Source organism: Bartonella sp. OC16QHHD, from assembly GCF_042194035.1.
Classification (GTDB): Bacteria; Pseudomonadota; Alphaproteobacteria; order Rhizobiales; family Rhizobiaceae; genus Bartonella.
Genome location: NZ_JBHIMJ010000028.1, coordinates 16,677 through 34,125 on the forward strand (window position 1 = coordinate 16,677; position 17,449 = coordinate 34,125).

At 36.4% G+C, this 17,449-nt stretch carries 10 protein-coding genes; 6 read left to right on the top strand and 4 right to left on the bottom strand.

Annotated elements, in window-relative coordinates:
* Positions 1–159 precede the first annotated feature (159 nt).
* Entirely contained in the window at positions 160–1,092 is a 933-nt protein-coding gene (gene argC / locus ACFIK1_RS03920) for an N-acetyl-gamma-glutamyl-phosphate reductase (RefSeq protein WP_375662135.1), read from the top strand.
* Positions 1,093–1,112: 20 nt separating this feature from the next.
* On the opposite strand, the gene ACFIK1_RS03925 is transcribed toward argC, so the two are convergent.
* From ACFIK1_RS03925 to hfq, 4 genes are all read right to left on the bottom strand, one after another.
* Complete coding sequence (locus ACFIK1_RS03925; RefSeq protein WP_375634488.1) at positions 1,113–2,189, bottom strand: COX15/CtaA family protein; 1,077 nt, start codon at positions 2,187–2,189, stop codon at positions 1,113–1,115.
* Between the two features lie 151 nt (positions 2,190–2,340).
* Positions 2,341–4,167: a hypothetical protein gene (locus ACFIK1_RS03930; protein WP_375662136.1), complete on the bottom strand. Its 1,827-nt coding sequence runs from the start codon at positions 4,165–4,167 to the stop codon at positions 2,341–2,343.
* Positions 4,168–4,311: 144 nt separating this feature from the next.
* Positions 4,312–5,655, bottom strand: a complete 1,344-nt coding sequence (gene hflX / locus ACFIK1_RS03935) for a GTPase HflX (RefSeq protein ID WP_375662137.1) — start codon at positions 5,653–5,655, stop codon at positions 4,312–4,314.
* Between the two features lie 53 nt (positions 5,656–5,708).
* Positions 5,709–5,948: an RNA chaperone Hfq gene (gene hfq, locus ACFIK1_RS03940; protein WP_005773461.1), complete on the bottom strand. Its 240-nt coding sequence runs from the start codon at positions 5,946–5,948 to the stop codon at positions 5,709–5,711.
* A 652-nt stretch (positions 5,949–6,600) separates the two neighbouring features.
* Between hfq and ACFIK1_RS03945 the strand changes: the two genes are divergently transcribed.
* From ACFIK1_RS03945 to ACFIK1_RS03965, 5 genes are all read left to right on the top strand, one after another.
* Positions 6,601–11,160, top strand: a complete 4,560-nt coding sequence (locus ACFIK1_RS03945; protein WP_375662138.1) for a hypothetical protein — start codon at positions 6,601–6,603, stop codon at positions 11,158–11,160.
* A gap of 1,002 nt (positions 11,161–12,162) precedes the next feature.
* Positions 12,163–14,481, top strand: coding sequence for an NADP-dependent malic enzyme (locus ACFIK1_RS03950; protein WP_375618513.1), 2,319 nt, complete (start codon positions 12,163–12,165; stop codon positions 14,479–14,481).
* A 189-nt stretch (positions 14,482–14,670) separates the two neighbouring features.
* The gene (locus ACFIK1_RS03955; protein ID WP_005773457.1) at positions 14,671–14,955 is read left to right on the top strand and encodes an acyl carrier protein; all 285 of its coding nucleotides are present in this window, start codon (positions 14,671–14,673) and stop codon (positions 14,953–14,955) included.
* Between the two features lie 10 nt (positions 14,956–14,965).
* Positions 14,966–16,141, top strand: coding sequence for a beta-ketoacyl-ACP synthase (locus ACFIK1_RS03960; RefSeq protein ID WP_375662139.1), 1,176 nt, complete (start codon positions 14,966–14,968; stop codon positions 16,139–16,141).
* A 15-nt stretch (positions 16,142–16,156) separates the two neighbouring features.
* Positions 16,157–17,431 carry a beta-ketoacyl-ACP synthase gene (locus ACFIK1_RS03965; RefSeq protein WP_375613071.1) on the top strand — a complete coding sequence of 425 codons (1,275 nt, stop codon included), beginning with the start codon at positions 16,157–16,159 and terminating at the stop codon, positions 17,429–17,431.
* Positions 17,432–17,449 lie beyond the last annotated feature (18 nt).

The window sequence follows — 17,449 nt, forward strand, 5'->3', positions numbered from 1 at the left end:
AAAATGAGATTACATTTCTTTTTTTACACTCTTATTTGTTTACACCTTTTACAAAAGGTATCTATAATCTAAAGAAATTCAATAATTTAATGATTAAAAATAATTTATAATGTGAAAAGCTGAATATAATAGGCAAAGTTAATACGAAGGCAAATAAGAATGCTAACCAAAGTTTTTATTGATGGTGAACATGGCACAACCGGACTACAAATACAAAAACGCTTAGAAAGGCGTACAGATTTAAAACTACTCTCTCTTGCTCATAAAGATCGCCATAATGTTCATCTGCGACAAAACTATCTTAATCAAGCCGATATTGCTATTTTGTGTCTTCCAGATGATGCTGCACGCGAAACAGTTCATTGGCTTAAAAAAAATAAAAACATTAGGATTATTGATAGCTCGACAGCCCACCGTGTTGCACCAGACTGGGTTTACGGTTTTCCTGAAATGACAGCAGGACAAAGAAAGCGCATCCAAGCAGCACATTATATAACCAATCCCGGATGCTATCCTACCGGTGCCATTAGTTTGATTCGCCCACTCCGTGAAGCAGGATTGCTAGACGCCGATTATCCCATCTCGATTAATGCAATCTCCGGCTATACCGGTGGTGGAAAACAGTTGATTTTACAAATGGAAAATCAATCTCAACAAAATATTCAGGACAATTATTTTATCTATGGTCTTAATCTTGAACACAAACATGTGCCAGAAATCAAAATCTATGGACAAATCAATCAAACCCCAATTTTTATACCAAGTGTGGGTCGTTTTCCCCAAGGAATGATTGTGAATCTTCCTCTGCATCGCCATTTATTCACAAAATCAGCAAACTGTTCTGATTTGCGCGAAATTCTCGCAAACCATTACGATGGACAAAATACCATTTTAGTAGCATCACAAGAAGAAACTGTTTCACTTGAAAGACTTAATCCAGAATGTTTAGCCAACAAAGATGGTATGAAACTGTTCGTATTTGGAAATGATCGTGAAGGCATTTTTAATCTCAGCGCCCTATTCGATAATTTAGGAAAAGGCGCATCAGCTGCTGCTGTCCAAAACCTTGATTTAATGCTTTCAGGCAACTAAACTTCATCTAGATACAAGCTTTATTCAACAGCACAATATGCCCCTTTTGTTGCTCGCCAATGCGCAACAACAAAACACAACACGACTAATGCCATACTTTGATGAATGAGCCCCAAACTTATCGGAACCTCATGTAACAGTGTCAAAATACCTAAAAGTGCTTGGATAATAATCATACCACAGATAAGAAATGCACGACGAGAGTGGGTTGAACGGGGAACATTTTTTTGTACATAGAAAGCATGAATAGCCGAGGCAATCAATAAAAAATAAGCAAAAAATCTATGAATAAACTGAACCGTTAAGGGATTTTCGAATAAATTGAGCCAAACAGGACGATGCTGTAACAATCCATCAGGAATAATCTGACCATCCATAAGGGGCCATGTATTATAGACTTTTCCTGCATGAAGCCCTGCAACCAAAGCACCCCAATAAATCTCTATCAAGACGAGAATAACAAGCCAAGCCGCAAAATATTGCACCTTTTGATTTGCTGGCTTTTCTGAATATTCTGCAAGCCCTCGAGATAAATAAGTAACAAAAACAATAACAAAACATGCCGTTATAAGATGAAATGCCAAACGATATTGGCTCACACTTGTTAAACTACTTTGCCCAATCCCTGAAGCAACCATCCACCAACCAATAAAGCCTTGAAAGGCGATAAGAATAGGTACAACAATAAGCGGGAGTAAGATATTTTTTTCAACACGCTTAGTCGCCCAAAACCAAATGAGCCCCAATAAAGCGACAAGACCAACAAGACGCCCAAGAACACGATGCGCCCATTCCCACCAAAAAATGACCTTAAAAGCACTTAAGGTCATATCAGGATTAAGCAGCTTATATTGTGCTATCTGTTGATATTTTAAAAATTCCTCTTGCCATTGATCCACACCAATCGGTGGAATAACGCCGTGTATTGGCTTCCATTCCGTTATAGATAATCCTGATCCCGTCAAACGAGTAGCGCCACCCACTAAGACAATTGCCAAACACAGCAATAAAATAGAGTAAAGCCACACCTGTATATGTTTTCTATTTTCCTTTTGCACAGGCGTTAAAATGCTATTGTTTAATCTCTTTACTACCATCTCTGATTGCCCCACGCTTCTCTCCAACTAAAATGCATTTTAAAATTTAAACATTAACTCTTTGTCTATTTTAGTATGTACTACAACTTTAGCAAAAAACAAGCGTACCACTATAACACGCGATACATATTTCTTTTTTACTTTACGAAGCTTATAATGCTACAACGCGATAAACAGTCTTTGGAAAGCTGTCTACCATCCGCATCATCCATTCTTGTTCATTAAGAACAGTATTACAAATATAATAGTCTGTTAGCTCTGCAAATTGCTCAAACCCATATTTTGGTTCGCTTGCCATCTCTAGGATGATAAAATCATATTCTTTTTTAAATTCTTGTAATATATGAAAAATATCATTTGAAAAATCTTGTGCTGAAATGGCACTTGTTAACCCCTGAGGAAGAATATCAACCCCCGTATCATAATCACGGTAAATAACATCATGCAACTTGGCATTGCCCGTTAAAATATCACTCAGTCCGCGATGTGGGCCAATGACTTTCTCTATTTGTTGACCAGAAATATCGACCAACAAAATTGTTTTGTTCTCTTTTGTGAGATGAAGTGAAAGCTTTGCCGCTGTCCGTGCAGCCTCTAGTCCAATGATTGAAATAATGGTTGAAGCACGCCATTTCAAAACATCAGATAATCCCTCTATCGTAATAAAAGCTTCAAAATTTTTCATTTCTTGAGAGACTAAAATATTCTCATTCTTCTTAAGAGAATTTTCTTTTGATCTCAAATCCTCTTCTGAGATTTGGTCTTTTTTCCTTTTAAAGCACGGATAGAATAACAAGATTCCTAGCAAAAGAGTAAGGAAGCTGGCCAATGCACTCACAAGAATATTTTTTCCATAAAGAGCCATAAAAGAAATTGGTGCTAACGTTATTGGCATAACCACGTGGATATTTGTATTTTGTAAGAGAAGAGGATTATCACTCAATCCCCAATATGAACCAATGACTTTTTCTCTTCGTTGAACAGACTTGCTCATCGCTTTATTTTGGACATCGATCGCTGCTTTTATTTTATTTTCAAATTCATTAAATATTTCATTCAAAGATTGGGATTGATCTTTTATAAAAAAACTCACCCTTTTTTGAAGCTGTTTTTCCAATTCCGTTGCAATAACCTCATCTGAATGAACTTGATAAACAATCTGTAAAATTTTATTTTTTAATTGATGAGAAACTGTCTCTAATTCTGCAGTCATCGCTTTAATTTGAGGATGTGTCCACCCTAATTGTGCAGCCATATGTGCTCTTTGCGTTTCCAAGAGATCACGTTTAGATTCCAGAGCAACAATTGCTGAATTGCCTGCAATAAACGATAAAGACAGTAAAGACTGCCCATTTTCACGCATCATGTTAATCGTTGAATTCAAACTTGTTAAATGAATACGCTTTAAAGTTGCTTGCGTTAATTGCATCGAAAGATCATGAAGCTCTGTTTGTTTTACACCACGCTGAATAAAAGAATCAATAGATTTACGAAATTCCTGCACGATATTAAGGATTGCAATATTATCATATTGTTTGTCTTCTAATTTATCATTTAACAAGAATTGTTTCTGTTTTATGATTGCTTGTGAAAATGCGGAAAACCAAGTTTCCAACCCACGTTGAGCTGCTTCAAGTGTCTCGGCTTCAAAAATAAGATCGATAAAATCACCATGACGCGATAAACGGATATTTTCATGATTTTTTTTCTTATAAGAAGCACTTAAAGAAAAATTCGAATCATTGAAGAACATAGGCTGTGAAAACAAAAAAGCGATAACATTGTCTTGCTTTTTAATTGGTAATGGCTTTCCTACAGAATCAGATAATGAAAATGTTAAAGTTGCTTGGTAACCACGGGGCTGGACAAAATAATACAACCAAATCAAAGATACACATAGCATTTGTAATAGCAAAACAATCAAAATGCTTCGCCATACGGTACGTACGAATAGTCTTTTATTACACGTAAGACTCATCTTTATTTTAACCAGCAAAATACTTCTTCATATTGTTTTATTAAGAGAAAGTAGTAACTATCCTCTTAACTTGCTGTCATATTATTTTGAGATAATAAAAATATAAAATTTAAGCACAAATGTTCAAAAATAGCTTTAAAGAACTTAATTCATATTTTTTTTGAGGCTCTCTAGTTGTTTTTTTGCTTCAGAAGTAACAACCGCTCTAATGGTAATAGACCCATCATCATGCCCTTCTTGCACTATTTCCGCAGAGTTTTCATAAAACCAATCAATAAGCGACATTTCATGAGGTTGTAAAAGATATTCAATGCTTTGCACCTCTCCAAAAATTCGCTTTTCAATGGCTCTTAATAATTGATCGAGTCCATCCCCCTTAAGTGCTGATACCATGAGAGCAGGATTTAATCGCGTCTTTGCGCTTGTTTGTAAAACATTCAATGCTTGCTCATCTAACATATCAATCTTATTCCAAACTTCTATGATGTGCTCCATATCATCAATATCGATATCAAGACTTGAAAGCACTTCTAAAACATCTTGGGCATGTGCTCGATGATCAAGATCTGACATATCTCTTACATGAAGAATGAGATCCGCTTCAACCACTTCTTCAAGGGTTGCTCTAAAAGCTGCAATCAAATTCGTTGGCAAATTAGAAATAAACCCTACAGTATCAGACAAAAGAACAGTTTTTCCATGGGGAAGAACAACTTTGCGCAAAGTCGGATCAAGCGTTGCAAATAACATATTCTTTGCTAAAACATCTGTACCGCTTAAACGGTTAAAGAGAGTTGACTTTCCTGTATTCGTATATCCTACCAGCGCCACAACAGGATAAGATGTTTTTTTCCTTTTTGCTCTATGAAGTGCACGTGTTTTAATAACCGTTTGCAATTCGCGGCGAATACGAATAATTTTTTCTTGTAAAAGACGCCTATCTGCTTCAATTTGCGTCTCACCAGGTCCACCTAGGAAGCCACGCCCCCCCCGTTGCCTTTCCAAGTGCGTCCAACTCCGCACAAGCCTCCCTTTTTGATAGGACAAACGCGCTAACTCTACTTGCAAAACTCCTTCTTTTGTTCGTGCACGGTCCCCAAAAATTTCAAGAATCAAAGCCGTTCTATCGATAACTTTGCAATTCCACAATTTTTCTAAATTACGCTGCTGTACTGGCGTTAAAAAGTGATCTACAATCGCAAGCTCAATAGAATATTCATCTATATAACAGGTTAACGCATCTACTTTACCTTTTCCAAAGAGAGTCGCAGAGCGAGGCGTTGCAATATTAATCGTTTCATAATTAACAACTTCTAACCTTATAGCACGTGCTAACCCCAATGATTCTTTAACACGAGAAGATATAGAACACTCTCTCAAAGAGCTTTCACTTCTATTTTCTTGAAAAATCGGTATCAAAACAAGTGCGCGCACCTGTCCTGTATTCTGCGAAAATACCCCTCCTAATCTCTCATTTTCATTTATCATAGCAATCTAAGTACTTTTAAATGGGATAAGAGGTCTATCTTAAAATGATATGTTTACTCAGGACTTTCACCCTCAAACATCTGTACAGGCTGTCCAGGCATAATCGTAGAAATAGCATGCTTATAAACCAATTGCGCGTGTCCATCTCGGCGCAAAAGAACACAAAAATTATCAAATGAAGTTACAATACCCGTGAGTTTAACGCCATTGACAAGAAAAATTGTAAGGGAAATTTTTTGCTTACGCACCGTATTTAAAAACACATCTTGCAGGTGTTGTGATCGCTCTGCCATTATTCTTACACCTTTATCTAGATTGCATAAAATATTCGTGCATGCATATCGACTGAAAAATATCCAATTGTCAACGTAGAAGCTTAAAAATTCAGCAACAAACAACTGAAATTAGAGAAAAAACGGCTCTTTAAGACAATAATAAAGTACAACTTACGAAAAGCTATATTAAATTAAAAATTTTTCCACGTTTACTTTTTTATGAGCTTACAATTCAAAGGCATACTTTTATACATCCTAAGCTATTACAGACTATATGTGATGATGAATCTGCTTCGTTTAGAATCAATAAAAGTAAGCGGACAACAACATTTATTAACGATTATCGATATTAAAGAGAGGCATTTGCACCTTACTGTATATATAACCGCTATTAAAGTCCTTATTTCAAAGACTGCCGGCTTATAAAGCTTTCTATAAACACAAGTTGTAAACAGTATTTTTGTTTTAGTTAGATTTAAATAATAAATTGTTTTCACTATATTTTATAACATTTTTAAACAGGGTATAAGAAACCGCGTTAACTTTATCTTGATAAGTTTTTAAAATTTTTCCCTAAGCATATTCCTTTCTAAATAATTAACAGCTAGTATGTAGAAATTATGTGGAAGAGGACGTATCCCTTTTCCGGCTGTAAGAGTACGAGGCGAGTATGGCACGCAGAACAAAATTGCAAACATTTGAAGTTGAAGTTGAAGAAGCCCTCACAAAAGCTATGAACTTTGATTTCGATGACACAGGATTTGAAACAATATCATCCAATAATTCTGAAAATGTTGTTAATGTCGATGATCTGATTCAAAAAATTGCAATGGCAGAAGAAGAATTTTTTGCTGAAAACGGTACGTCAACTTTTGTTTCTAATATTCATGATGAAGCTGTTATTGATAAATCCGTTGTTGAACAGCTTTTTGCTCCAAAACCTTCACCTGATATTTCAGGTGGAACTGTTCATAATACATTATTGCCTACAAAACTTCTTCCCGCAAATGATGATATAACAACCCCTGTAAATTTTGGACCATTCAAGCAGCGTTCTTCCTCTCGAGTCTACTGGTATACAACAGCGCTTAGTGCTTTATGGGCAACGGGAGGAGCTTTTATTGCGCATAAGCTCGCACCTACCGGACTCAGCTCCTTATCCAATATCAGCACTTTTGTTACATCCCCAACAGGACTTGCTGTAGCAGCCGGAACAGCAATTCCTATCCTTATATCTTGGGGCGTTGCTCAATTAACAAAACGTTCAAACGACTTGCATAATATTGCGCTTCTTATGACCAATGCTGCACAGCGCCTTAGTGAACCACAACATCTATCTGAAAAACAAGCTATTGCTATAGGGCAAACCATTCGTGAAGAAGTAGCGGCAATGAACGAAGGTATTGAACGTACCCTCGGACGTGCTGTTGAACTTGAAGCAATCATACAAGGTGAAGTTCATAATCTAGAACAAGCCTATGCTGAAAATGAATCACGCATTCACACATTAATCAAAGAATTGAGTAATGAACGCATAGCCATTTTGAATCATGCAGATCGCGTACAATCAACAATTAAAGGAACCCAAGAACAACTGAGTGATGAATTTGGTTTGGTTACCTCTAACATTGTAACCAATGTTGAAAAGCTTGCACAAACCCTTTCTCAAACTTTACAAAAACAAGGCGAAGACCTCGTTGAAAAACTTTCCTATGCTGGTGATGGCGTAACAAATCAGCTTGTTGAAAAATTTAACAAAACAACAACACAAATTCAGCAGAAAAACACGGAATTTTTTCATGAATTAGGAAAAAACTTCGATGGCTTTGCAAAACGATTTGATCATAATGAAAAACAAATAGAAAAAACTTTTAATGAAACAGCTGAAAAAGCAGAAGTACATGTTGCTAAAATTGCAACACATATACAAGCAGTAACAGATCAAACTTTGCACGCTGTCGATGAAAAGTTTAAAGCCTTGGATAAAGCTCTTATTGATCGTAATAATCAATCTCTACAGAATTTTGATGAGAAGATCTTAAAGCTCGACGACCAAGCACATAAACTCTCTTCTAAATTTGATAACGTAACCTCGCAAGCAATTGGAGCCTTTGAACAACGTTTAGCAACGGTTGATCTTTCTCTTAAAGAACATAGTGATTCCATCATTGATTCCTTTATAGAACGCAGTCAGGCTTTAGAGGATAATGCTGAAAAACTTGGTAACTTCTTGGAAGCTCATGTCTTGAAAATAAATGAGAACCTCCAAGAAAAAACAGCAGACATTACCCATGCATTTACAAATGGACGTGAAGCTATTCTTTCTGCAATTGATAAAAGTAAAGAAAGTCTGAGAGAAGAAATTCAATATGTCGACAATGCCATTGTTGATATCATACAAGAACGTTCACAAGATTTTAAAGTACAACTTTCTGATCAACGAGCTCTTATGGCAGACATGCTCGATAACGAGAAGAATAAAATTGCGGATACATTAAGAAATCAAATTGATGTTTTATCCCAAAATACTTCTCATATTGAAAAAGTTTTGGCTGACAATGTTCAAGTCGTTGATAAACAAGCTGAAAATCATATTACAAACATCATTCAATGCACTGAAAAGTTACAAGATGTCATTGTACAAAGTTGTAATACAACCCAAGATGCTTTAGAAGCACAAGCGAGAAATATTGATATCCGTGCCGATGCTCTGCGCGATTCTTTAGCGATTAATAGTTTTTCTCTCAATGAAGTTCTTGCCGATCAAGCACGTACACTTGAACAACGCATGGAAACAATCCATAACCTCATTGCAAAAAGTGATATACGTGTCGATGTTGCATTGAAACAACAAATAGATTTAGTTGAGAGTGCAATTGTCGCCAATAATAAAAACATTACTGAAACGGTTCAAGATCATATCAAAAACCTTGAAAGCCATGCCGAAATTTTAAAGAATACTCTCTCTCAATCGAGTGGTGTTTTCTTTGAAACCCTTGAAACACGTATGGAATCATTCGATACAGATCTAGAAGATCGTGCACACAAAATTTTTGAACGGACAACAACGCTAGAGGAAACATTATCTGAAAAATTTAGCCAAATCTGTGAAGCCATTGATATGCAAACATCTGTTATTGAGGAACGTTCTGACACATTAAAAACGTCTCTCATGATTAATAATGAGCAAAGTCAGATAATTCAACAAGCGCTGGAAAGCAGTGTTGACAATATGCGTGTAACCTTAGAAGACTCTGTTAATACAGTGACAGATAACCTGCATAATAAGATTATAAAAGCTTCTGATATTCTTTCTTCTACGAGTGAACAAATTCTTTCATCTGTTACAAATGTTACTGCACAAGCAGAAAATATTCTCTCAGAATCAGGCAATCGCATTGTATCAAATGTCAAAAAAACTGTTTATGATACCAGTGAAAAAGTTCTGTCCGTTCTGTCTGAACAAACAGCGCATACTGTCGAAGCTTTCGCAACAGCCAGTCATAATGCACAAGCATTATTGAATGAAACTATTCACACATCAACAACAGCAATAGAACAAGTTCTTAATGAACGCTGTGATGTTCTTCATCACTCTATGCAAAATCTTAAAAATAATTTAGGATATCAACTCTCTGATGTAACGAGCCGTCTGGAAGATGCTGGAAATCAAACAACAACACAAATTTCAAAACATGTTGGAAAAATAACAGAGCTTACAAATCACTTAAATCAAGCAGCGCAAAATACGACAGAATCAATTGATTCTTTAACACAGCATATCGGTGAACAACTCTCTCTTTCCACACAAGATGCTGAACAAAGAATTTATGCACATAATGAATCTTTAGTGAATAGCTTAACCAAAGCTAACTCTGAAACACTTCAAACAATAACGATTATGAAGGAAGAGCTTGTTAATAATGTCTCATCCATCTTAACACAGTTGAATCAATCAATTTACAATTTTCACGAAAATAGTAATGTTTTATTATCAGCTGTTCAAAATATTGATGGGCAGTTTAATGAGAGTACGAATAATTTTTTCCGCAACACGGACCAAGTAGCAGAGCGTTTGTCAGCCTCAAATCAAGCGCTCAATACTAATGTTGAAATTCTGCAAGGACTTTCAAAGAGTACCTTTGAACAAATTAATCATATAACGAGCAGTTTTGGTGAACATGCAAAGACACTTTCCCAAACTATTCATGTTCTTGAACAGTCTGAAAATTCACTTAGTGCAACACTTGAAGAAAAACATAATACGCTTTCTGTATTAAGCGATGCTCTTGTTTCAAAGTCTCATGAAATTAATCAAATGATTGGGCATTATGAAAAAATCTTCAACTTAGCACTTGAACGCTCTGATAAGAATGCGCGTAACTCCACAAATTCATTTCAACAATCACTTAATAAGCTTGTTAGTGAAGCATCAACGCGTTTTTCAGAAGCAGCAGAAGATATACGTCGCTCCGCTGATGAAGTTCGTTTAGAGCTTTCAAAGATTAATAATGATATCAATGAAAATGTAAAAAAACTTCCAGAAAAAACAAAAGAAACAACGCAAACAATTCGCACAGCTTTGAATGAACAGATTACAGCGTTACAAGATTTAGTCAGTGTTATACAAAATGATCAAAAGAGCGCACAAAAACAGCTAATATCAGCATTTCCTACATCATCAATGTTTAATCAAAAAAGTGACAGTTCCACTGAATCTGTTAAAAAGATTGTGCCACCTAAGCCTATTTTGCAACAAGATCAAAGCAAAAAAAGACCAAAGAAATGGGTATCAAATCTCTTAGAAAGAGCTTCACGTGAAGAAACATTTTATGATGCTCCCCCTAGTGATGATGTTTTAACATCAGTGCAAACAAAACCATCTCCTGCAAACTGCTCTCTTAATTCATTAGCTTCTGGTATAGTGCAAGCTATTAATCACAATGCCATTGTTGAGCTATGGGATCATTATCAACGTGGACAAAAAAACATCGTAACAGAAAGCCTTTATACCTTAAATGGACAAAAAATATTTGAAATGATTAAGAAAAAATATATGAGCGATTTTGGGTTTAAACGTTCAGTGAATCAATATGTTACAGATTTCGAAAAGCTCTTACGTGATATATCGCGCAGTTCTGGCTCTTCCAACTCAGTTCGCAAGTACTTGATATCAGATACCGGAAAAGTTTATACTATGCTTGCTCATGCAAGTGGTCGAATCCAATAACAAATGAGAAAGTGGAAAAAGATATTTTTTCCACTTTCTCTCTCCAGTTGTTTTAATGGCTCATCATAGAATGCTTTTTTTTCAACTGTAGCTTTGTACTTCAAAGGTTGGGATAATTGGCATGCGGTTTTCTTTGACATCCTAAGCAATAACCCTAAAGAAGCGTAATGGCTTATCAAACAACGTATCATTCTAAGAATGATAAAGCATGTTTTCTATTTCCTTATCTTTTTCTTAACTCCTTTATTTTTCATAGTTTCATAAAGGTACAAAATCGGTAATAATTATTTTTATTAATTGTGAAAAAAATTCATGCTTTTGTATTAAAATAGCTCATAGAAACACTTCTATTTATTTTTTTTAATGTTTTTTATCCACATATTACTCTCGTTGAATTATCTAAGTAAATATTTTTTATTATATTAGGTGAATTTGAGCTAAAAGAATCTTATTGTATTCAAATTTCTCATTCAACATACGAGATGATTCATTATAAATTATAAAGTTCGCATTATTAAGAGTTCAATTGAATAATAAATAAAACAACTCCCATTTTTAAAGTTCCAATTTCCTTTTAAATAGCTGCAAAAATAATTTATAAATTGCAAATTGTTATTTAAAATTTCTTCTACCTCTCTATAGAAATTTAAATAAAGAAGATGAAGTTAATAGAAAGCACTCTTCTTTTCTTTCCTTAAGTTGTAAGCATTGCAAAAAAAATAATGGCTTGGTAATGTAATTATTAGTAATATTTTATTCGTTTGTGGACTAATCAATTTTTACGGGTTTTATTAAGGAAAGAAAAAACTAATCGTGCTGCTATCAATGAAATTATTCATGCACACAAACAAAAAGAATTATCAAACTGGTTTTACGATCCAGAAGAGTTTTCTCATACTCATACATTTTGATATTCAGAGAAATGAGGATTTATTAGTGGACAAAACCTTATCGTAGATGGAACATCTCATATACACATACGCTAACTTGGATATCATAAAAATGTCTAGAGAACAAAATAGTGATTTCAGTTCACCAAAAGCTGAACTTGACAGTGCCGCACTTTTTTATCACCAACACCCAAAACCTGGAAAATTGGAAATACAAGCAACAAAACCTCTTGATAATCAACGTGATTTAGCTCTTGCTTATTCTCCAGGCGTTGCAGCACCATGTCTTGCGATTCATGAAGATCCCAATCTTGCTGCTCAATATACCTCCCGTGCTAATTTAGTCGCTGTTATATCCAATGGAACTGCTGTTCTTGGTTTAGGGAACATTGGTCCACTCGCTTCCAAGCCAGTTATGGAAGGCAAAGCCGTTTTATTTAAAAAATTTGCGAATATTGATGTTTTTGATATTGAAATTGATGCATCCGATATAGAACAAATGGTACAAACAATATCGACCTTAGAACCTACATTTGGTGGTATTAATCTTGAAGACATTAAGGCTCCTGAATGTTTTGACATCGAAGAAAAACTTCGTGCTAAAATGAAAATTCCAGTTTTTCATGATGACCAACATGGAACTGCCATTATTGTTTCTGCGGCTGTATTAAATGCCTTAAATCTTTCAGGAAAAAAAATTGAAAATGCAAAAATAGTTACCTCAGGTGCAGGTGCTGCTGCCCTCGCTTGCCTTAATCTTTTGGTTCGTCTTGGGGCAAAAGTTGAAAATATTTGGCTTAGTGACTTAGAGGGAGTTGTTTATGAAGGTCGCAAGACCCTTATGGATCGTTGGAAAATCAATTACGCACAAAAAACGGACGCACGAACTTTATCTGATATTATTGATGATGCGGATATTTTTCTAGGCCTATCTGCGGGTGGTGTTTTAAAGCCTGAATATCTTAAAAGAATGGCTCAAAATCCACTCATTTTAGCACTGGCTAATCCAGTACCAGAAATTATGCCTGAAGAAGCACGCTCTATACGACCAGATGCAATGATCTGCACAGGACGCTCTGATTATCCCAATCAAGTTAATAATGTCCTTTGTTTTCCCTATATCTTCCGTGGTGCATTAGACGTAGGTGCTAGTGCAATTAATGAAGAAATGAAAATGGCCGCTGTTCATGCGATTGCTGCCCTTGCACGTGAAGAAACTTCAGATGTTGTAGCACGTGCATACTCGAAAGAACCACCCAATTTTGGACCAGACTATCTGATCCCCTCTCCTTTTGATCCGCGTTTAATACTGCGTATTGCTCCCGCTGTTGCTAAAGCAGCAATGACAACTGGTGTCGCCATTCGTCCCATTGAAGATATGGAGGCCTACTATGATATCCTCAATCGATTTGTCTTTCTTTCTGGTTTAACAATGAAACCTGTTTTTGCTGCAGCAAAAACAGCAAAACGTAAACGCGTCATCTATGCCAATGGTGAAGATGAACGCGTCCTTCGTGCAGCACAAGTTGTCATTGAAGAACAAACAGCAACGCCCCTCCTTATCGGCCGTCCACATGTCGTAGAAGCAAGATTAAAACGCTTTGGTTTAAGAATTCGTCCTGGTATAGATTTTGAATTAACAAACCCTGAAGATGATCCACGTTTTCGTGATTATGTTAATTTATTTTTTCATTATACAGGGAGGCGTGGTGTTACGCCTGAAATGGCAAAAACAGTAGTGAGAACATCAACAACGGCTATTGCTGCCCTTGCCGTTATGCGTGAAGAAGCAGATGCAATGATTTGCGGCTTAGAAGGACGCTTTGAACGTCAACTTGAATTGATTGAACAAATTATCGGTCTTGATCCTCATGTTCACCGTTTTTCTGCTATGAGTTTGCTTATCTCTCAACAACGTACTCTTTTCCTCACAGATACTTACGTCAATGAAAATCCTTCTGCAGAAGAAATCGCTGAAATGACTGTGTTGGCAGCTCAAGAAGTTGAAGCATTTGGAATAACACCAAAAGCAGCCTTATTATCACACTCAAACTTTGGTTCTAAAAACACAGAAAGTGCGCGTAAAATGCGACGTGCAACAGAAATTCTTGCCAAATTACACCCTGATTTAGAAGCAGATGGTGAAATGCATGCTGATGCTGCCCTTTCCAAAGTTTTTCGTGATCGTGTTTTTCCTAATTCTCGTCTTAAAAGTGAAGCTAATTTGCTTGTCTTTCCAACACTTGATTCAGCCAATATCACGCTCAACACTGTTAAAAGCCTCACAAATGCACTCCATGTTGGTCCTATTCTAATCGGGGCAGCACGTCCCGCCCATATCTTAACGCCTTCAGTAACTTCCCGGGGAGTTGTTAATATAACAGCCCTTGCTGTCCTTGCTGCCAATAGAAAAAATAGTCTTGTAAAATAAATGCGCAATAAAATTTCAAAGTTTTTTAAATATTGAGATATAGTATTTCATGTACTGTAAACCTCTTTTCTCTATAGATAAAGATAGCTATATTCTGGATTAAGTCTTTTTTTTAAAGAGAAAAAAGGCTAGAAGAACAATATTAAATGTATTTTGAATTTACTAACTCTATAATAAGGAATCCGTACATTGCCTTCCACGTTTGATAAAGTTGCTGATATCATTGCAGAAATCAGTGAAATTGATCGCAATACAATTACACCTGAGAGTCATACAATTGACGATTTAGGAATCGACAGTCTTGATTTTCTTGATATTGTTTTCGCTATTGATAAAGCTTTCGGAATAAAAGTCCCTCTAGAACAATGGACACAAGAAGTCAACGAAGGTACCGTTGCAACAGAAGAATACTTTGTTCTTAAAAACCTTTGTGCAAAAATTGATGATCTCGTTGCCTTAAAACAGGCGGAGTAGTTTTTTCGCCATGCATGATCAATCTGTATTCATCACTGGTATAGGTCTCATAAGCTCTCTGGGGGCAGGAACTGATCAACATTGGAATCTCTTAAATGATCCAATCCGTACACCAAACCTAGATTATACAACTTTTTCACCTTACACGGTTCATAAATTGCCCGAAATTGATTGGAGTTTACAAATTCCTAAAAAAAGTGATCAACGGCAAATGGGAACATGGCAGCGTCTTGGTACCTATGCGGCTGGTCTTGCTCTTGATGATGCTGGCATGAAAAATAATGAACAACTCACTTCAACAATGGATATGATCGTAGCGGCAAGTGGGGGAGAACGTGATATTACTGTTGATACACAGATTCTTTCTAAAGCGCGCGCAGTTGCCGATCATGCTTCTATGTTAAATGTTGCTCTTTCAACTGAACTTCGTCCAACATTATTTTTGGCACAACTTTCAAACCTTTTGGCAGGAAACATTTCAATTGTTCATAAAGTCACTGGATCATCTCGTACATTTATGGGAGAAGAAGGCAGTGGTCTTTCTGCACTTCAAATTGCTGTAGCTCGTATTAAATCAGGTCAAAGTACCCATGCTCTTGTAGGAAGTTCCTATAATGCACAAAGTTATGATATGTTGTTGGCGCATGAGCTTGGTGGTCTTTTAACCCATAATGGATGGAGCCCAGTGTGGAATCGTGGAATCTACCCAGGCGGCGGTGTCATAGCCGGTTCTGGTGGTATCTTCCTAGTTATTGAAAGTGGAGAACATGCCAAAAAACGCAATGCACGTGCTTATGCTGAAATTAGCCAAATTATTACAGACCAAACAGATAGAACCAAAATTCCACTTAGAGATTCAATTGCAACAATGTTAAAAACTGCGGGCGCTAAATCTGCCTTAGCCATTTCAGCAGCCTCAGGAGCTCACGAAGCAACAAAAGCAGAACAAAATGCTCTTGATAATGCTGATCTATCTTACCGTGGCATTACAACATTATTTGGTTATATGCGGGAAGCACAATTTCCTCTAGCTTTAGCTCTTGCAGCACTTTCAATTGAAAAAAAACGCGGTTTTCCAGCGTTAAGTCCTCATGAAAAACCTTTTTCTAAAGAAGTACGTGAAATATTTGTTACAACGATTGGTATAAAAAGAGCTGAAGGTATTGTGCGTCTTACTGCTGTTTGAAGGGGAATTTCTATAGTGAAATATCATGATCATTTTGGGCGTCCACTTGTAGCAATAACTGGTGCAGGCATTGTCACATCACTGGGACAAGGGAAACATGAAAATTGGCAAAAATTAACAAGCGGTGTAAGTGGTATCCACAAAATAACACGTTTTCCCGTTGAGGGATTAAATACATATATTGCTGGAACAATTGATTTTCTTAAAGAAAGTACACTTGGTGCTTCAGCTCTCTCTGAGAAGCTTGCACATCTTTCTGCTGAAGAAGCTTTAGAACAAGCTGCTATTGATAAAAAAAACTTTAATGGACCACTCTTTCTAGCTGCTCCTCCTGTTGAACTTGAATGGAAAGCACGTTTTAGTCTTGATCAAGAGGAAGAATTCAATAATGAGCCTTCTTATGCACATCTTCTTAAAGTCTGTAAGGATAAACTCCATGAGACGCTTTTTGAATCCACACAATTTGGTGCAATTGCAGAAAAACTTCAAAAAACATTTGGCACAAAAGGACTTCCTGTTACACTTTCCACTGCCTGTGCATCTGGTGCAACAGCAATTCAATTAGGTGTTGAGTCTATTAGACGGAGAGAGACAAATAGAGCTCTCATAATTGCGACAGATGGATCAGTTTCAGCAGAATCTCTTATTCGTTTTTCGCTACTATCTGCTCTTTCAACTCAGAATGAGCCTCCAGAAAAAGCAGCAAAACCCTTTAGCCGTGATCGAGATGGTTTTGTTATGGCAGAAGGCTCAGGCGCTCTTGTTCTTGAATCTCTTCAAAGCGCATTAAACCGTAATGCTACAGTTTTAGGAATTTTAGCTGGCTGTGGAGAAACCGCCGATGACTTTCACCGTACACGTTCAAAACCCGATGCATCACCAGCAATTGAATCCGTTCGCAAAGCTTTAGACGATGCAAAAATAACCATCAATGAAATTGACTATATTAATGCCCACGGAACTTCAACACCTGAAAATGAAAAAATGGAATATCTTGCATTATCAACAGTATTCGGTGATCTTTTAGAGCATATTCCTGTCTCTTCTAATAAATCAATGATTGGGCATACATTAACTGCTGCTGGTGCAATAGAAGCGGTTTTTTCGCTTTTAACCATTCAATCGGGAATACTTCCACCAACAATAAATTATGATAACCCTGACCCTACTATCCCCTTAGATGTTGTTCCTCATCATAGCCGTAAGTCCTGTGTCAATGCGGTTTTGTCAAACTCATTTGGATTTGGTGGTCAAAATATGAGTCTTGTTATCACTGCATATAAAGGATAATCCTGTAATAATAAAATT

Coding starts and splice junctions, on each gene's coding strand:
- argC (WP_375662135.1), top strand. CDS start 160: ATGCTAACCAAAGTTTTTATTGATGGTGAACATGGCACAACCGGACTA.
- ACFIK1_RS03925 (WP_375634488.1), bottom strand. CDS start 2,189: ATGGTAGTAAAGAGATTAAACAATAGCATTTTAACGCCTGTGCAAAAG.
- ACFIK1_RS03930 (WP_375662136.1), bottom strand. CDS start 4,167: ATGAGTCTTACGTGTAATAAAAGACTATTCGTACGTACCGTATGGCGA.
- hflX (WP_375662137.1), bottom strand. CDS start 5,655: ATGATAAATGAAAATGAGAGATTAGGAGGGGTATTTTCGCAGAATACA.
- hfq (WP_005773461.1), bottom strand. CDS start 5,948: ATGGCAGAGCGATCACAACACCTGCAAGATGTGTTTTTAAATACGGTG.
- ACFIK1_RS03945 (WP_375662138.1), top strand. CDS start 6,601: ATGGCACGCAGAACAAAATTGCAAACATTTGAAGTTGAAGTTGAAGAA.
- ACFIK1_RS03950 (WP_375618513.1), top strand. CDS start 12,163: ATGTCTAGAGAACAAAATAGTGATTTCAGTTCACCAAAAGCTGAACTT.
- ACFIK1_RS03960 (WP_375662139.1), top strand. CDS start 14,966: ATGCATGATCAATCTGTATTCATCACTGGTATAGGTCTCATAAGCTCT.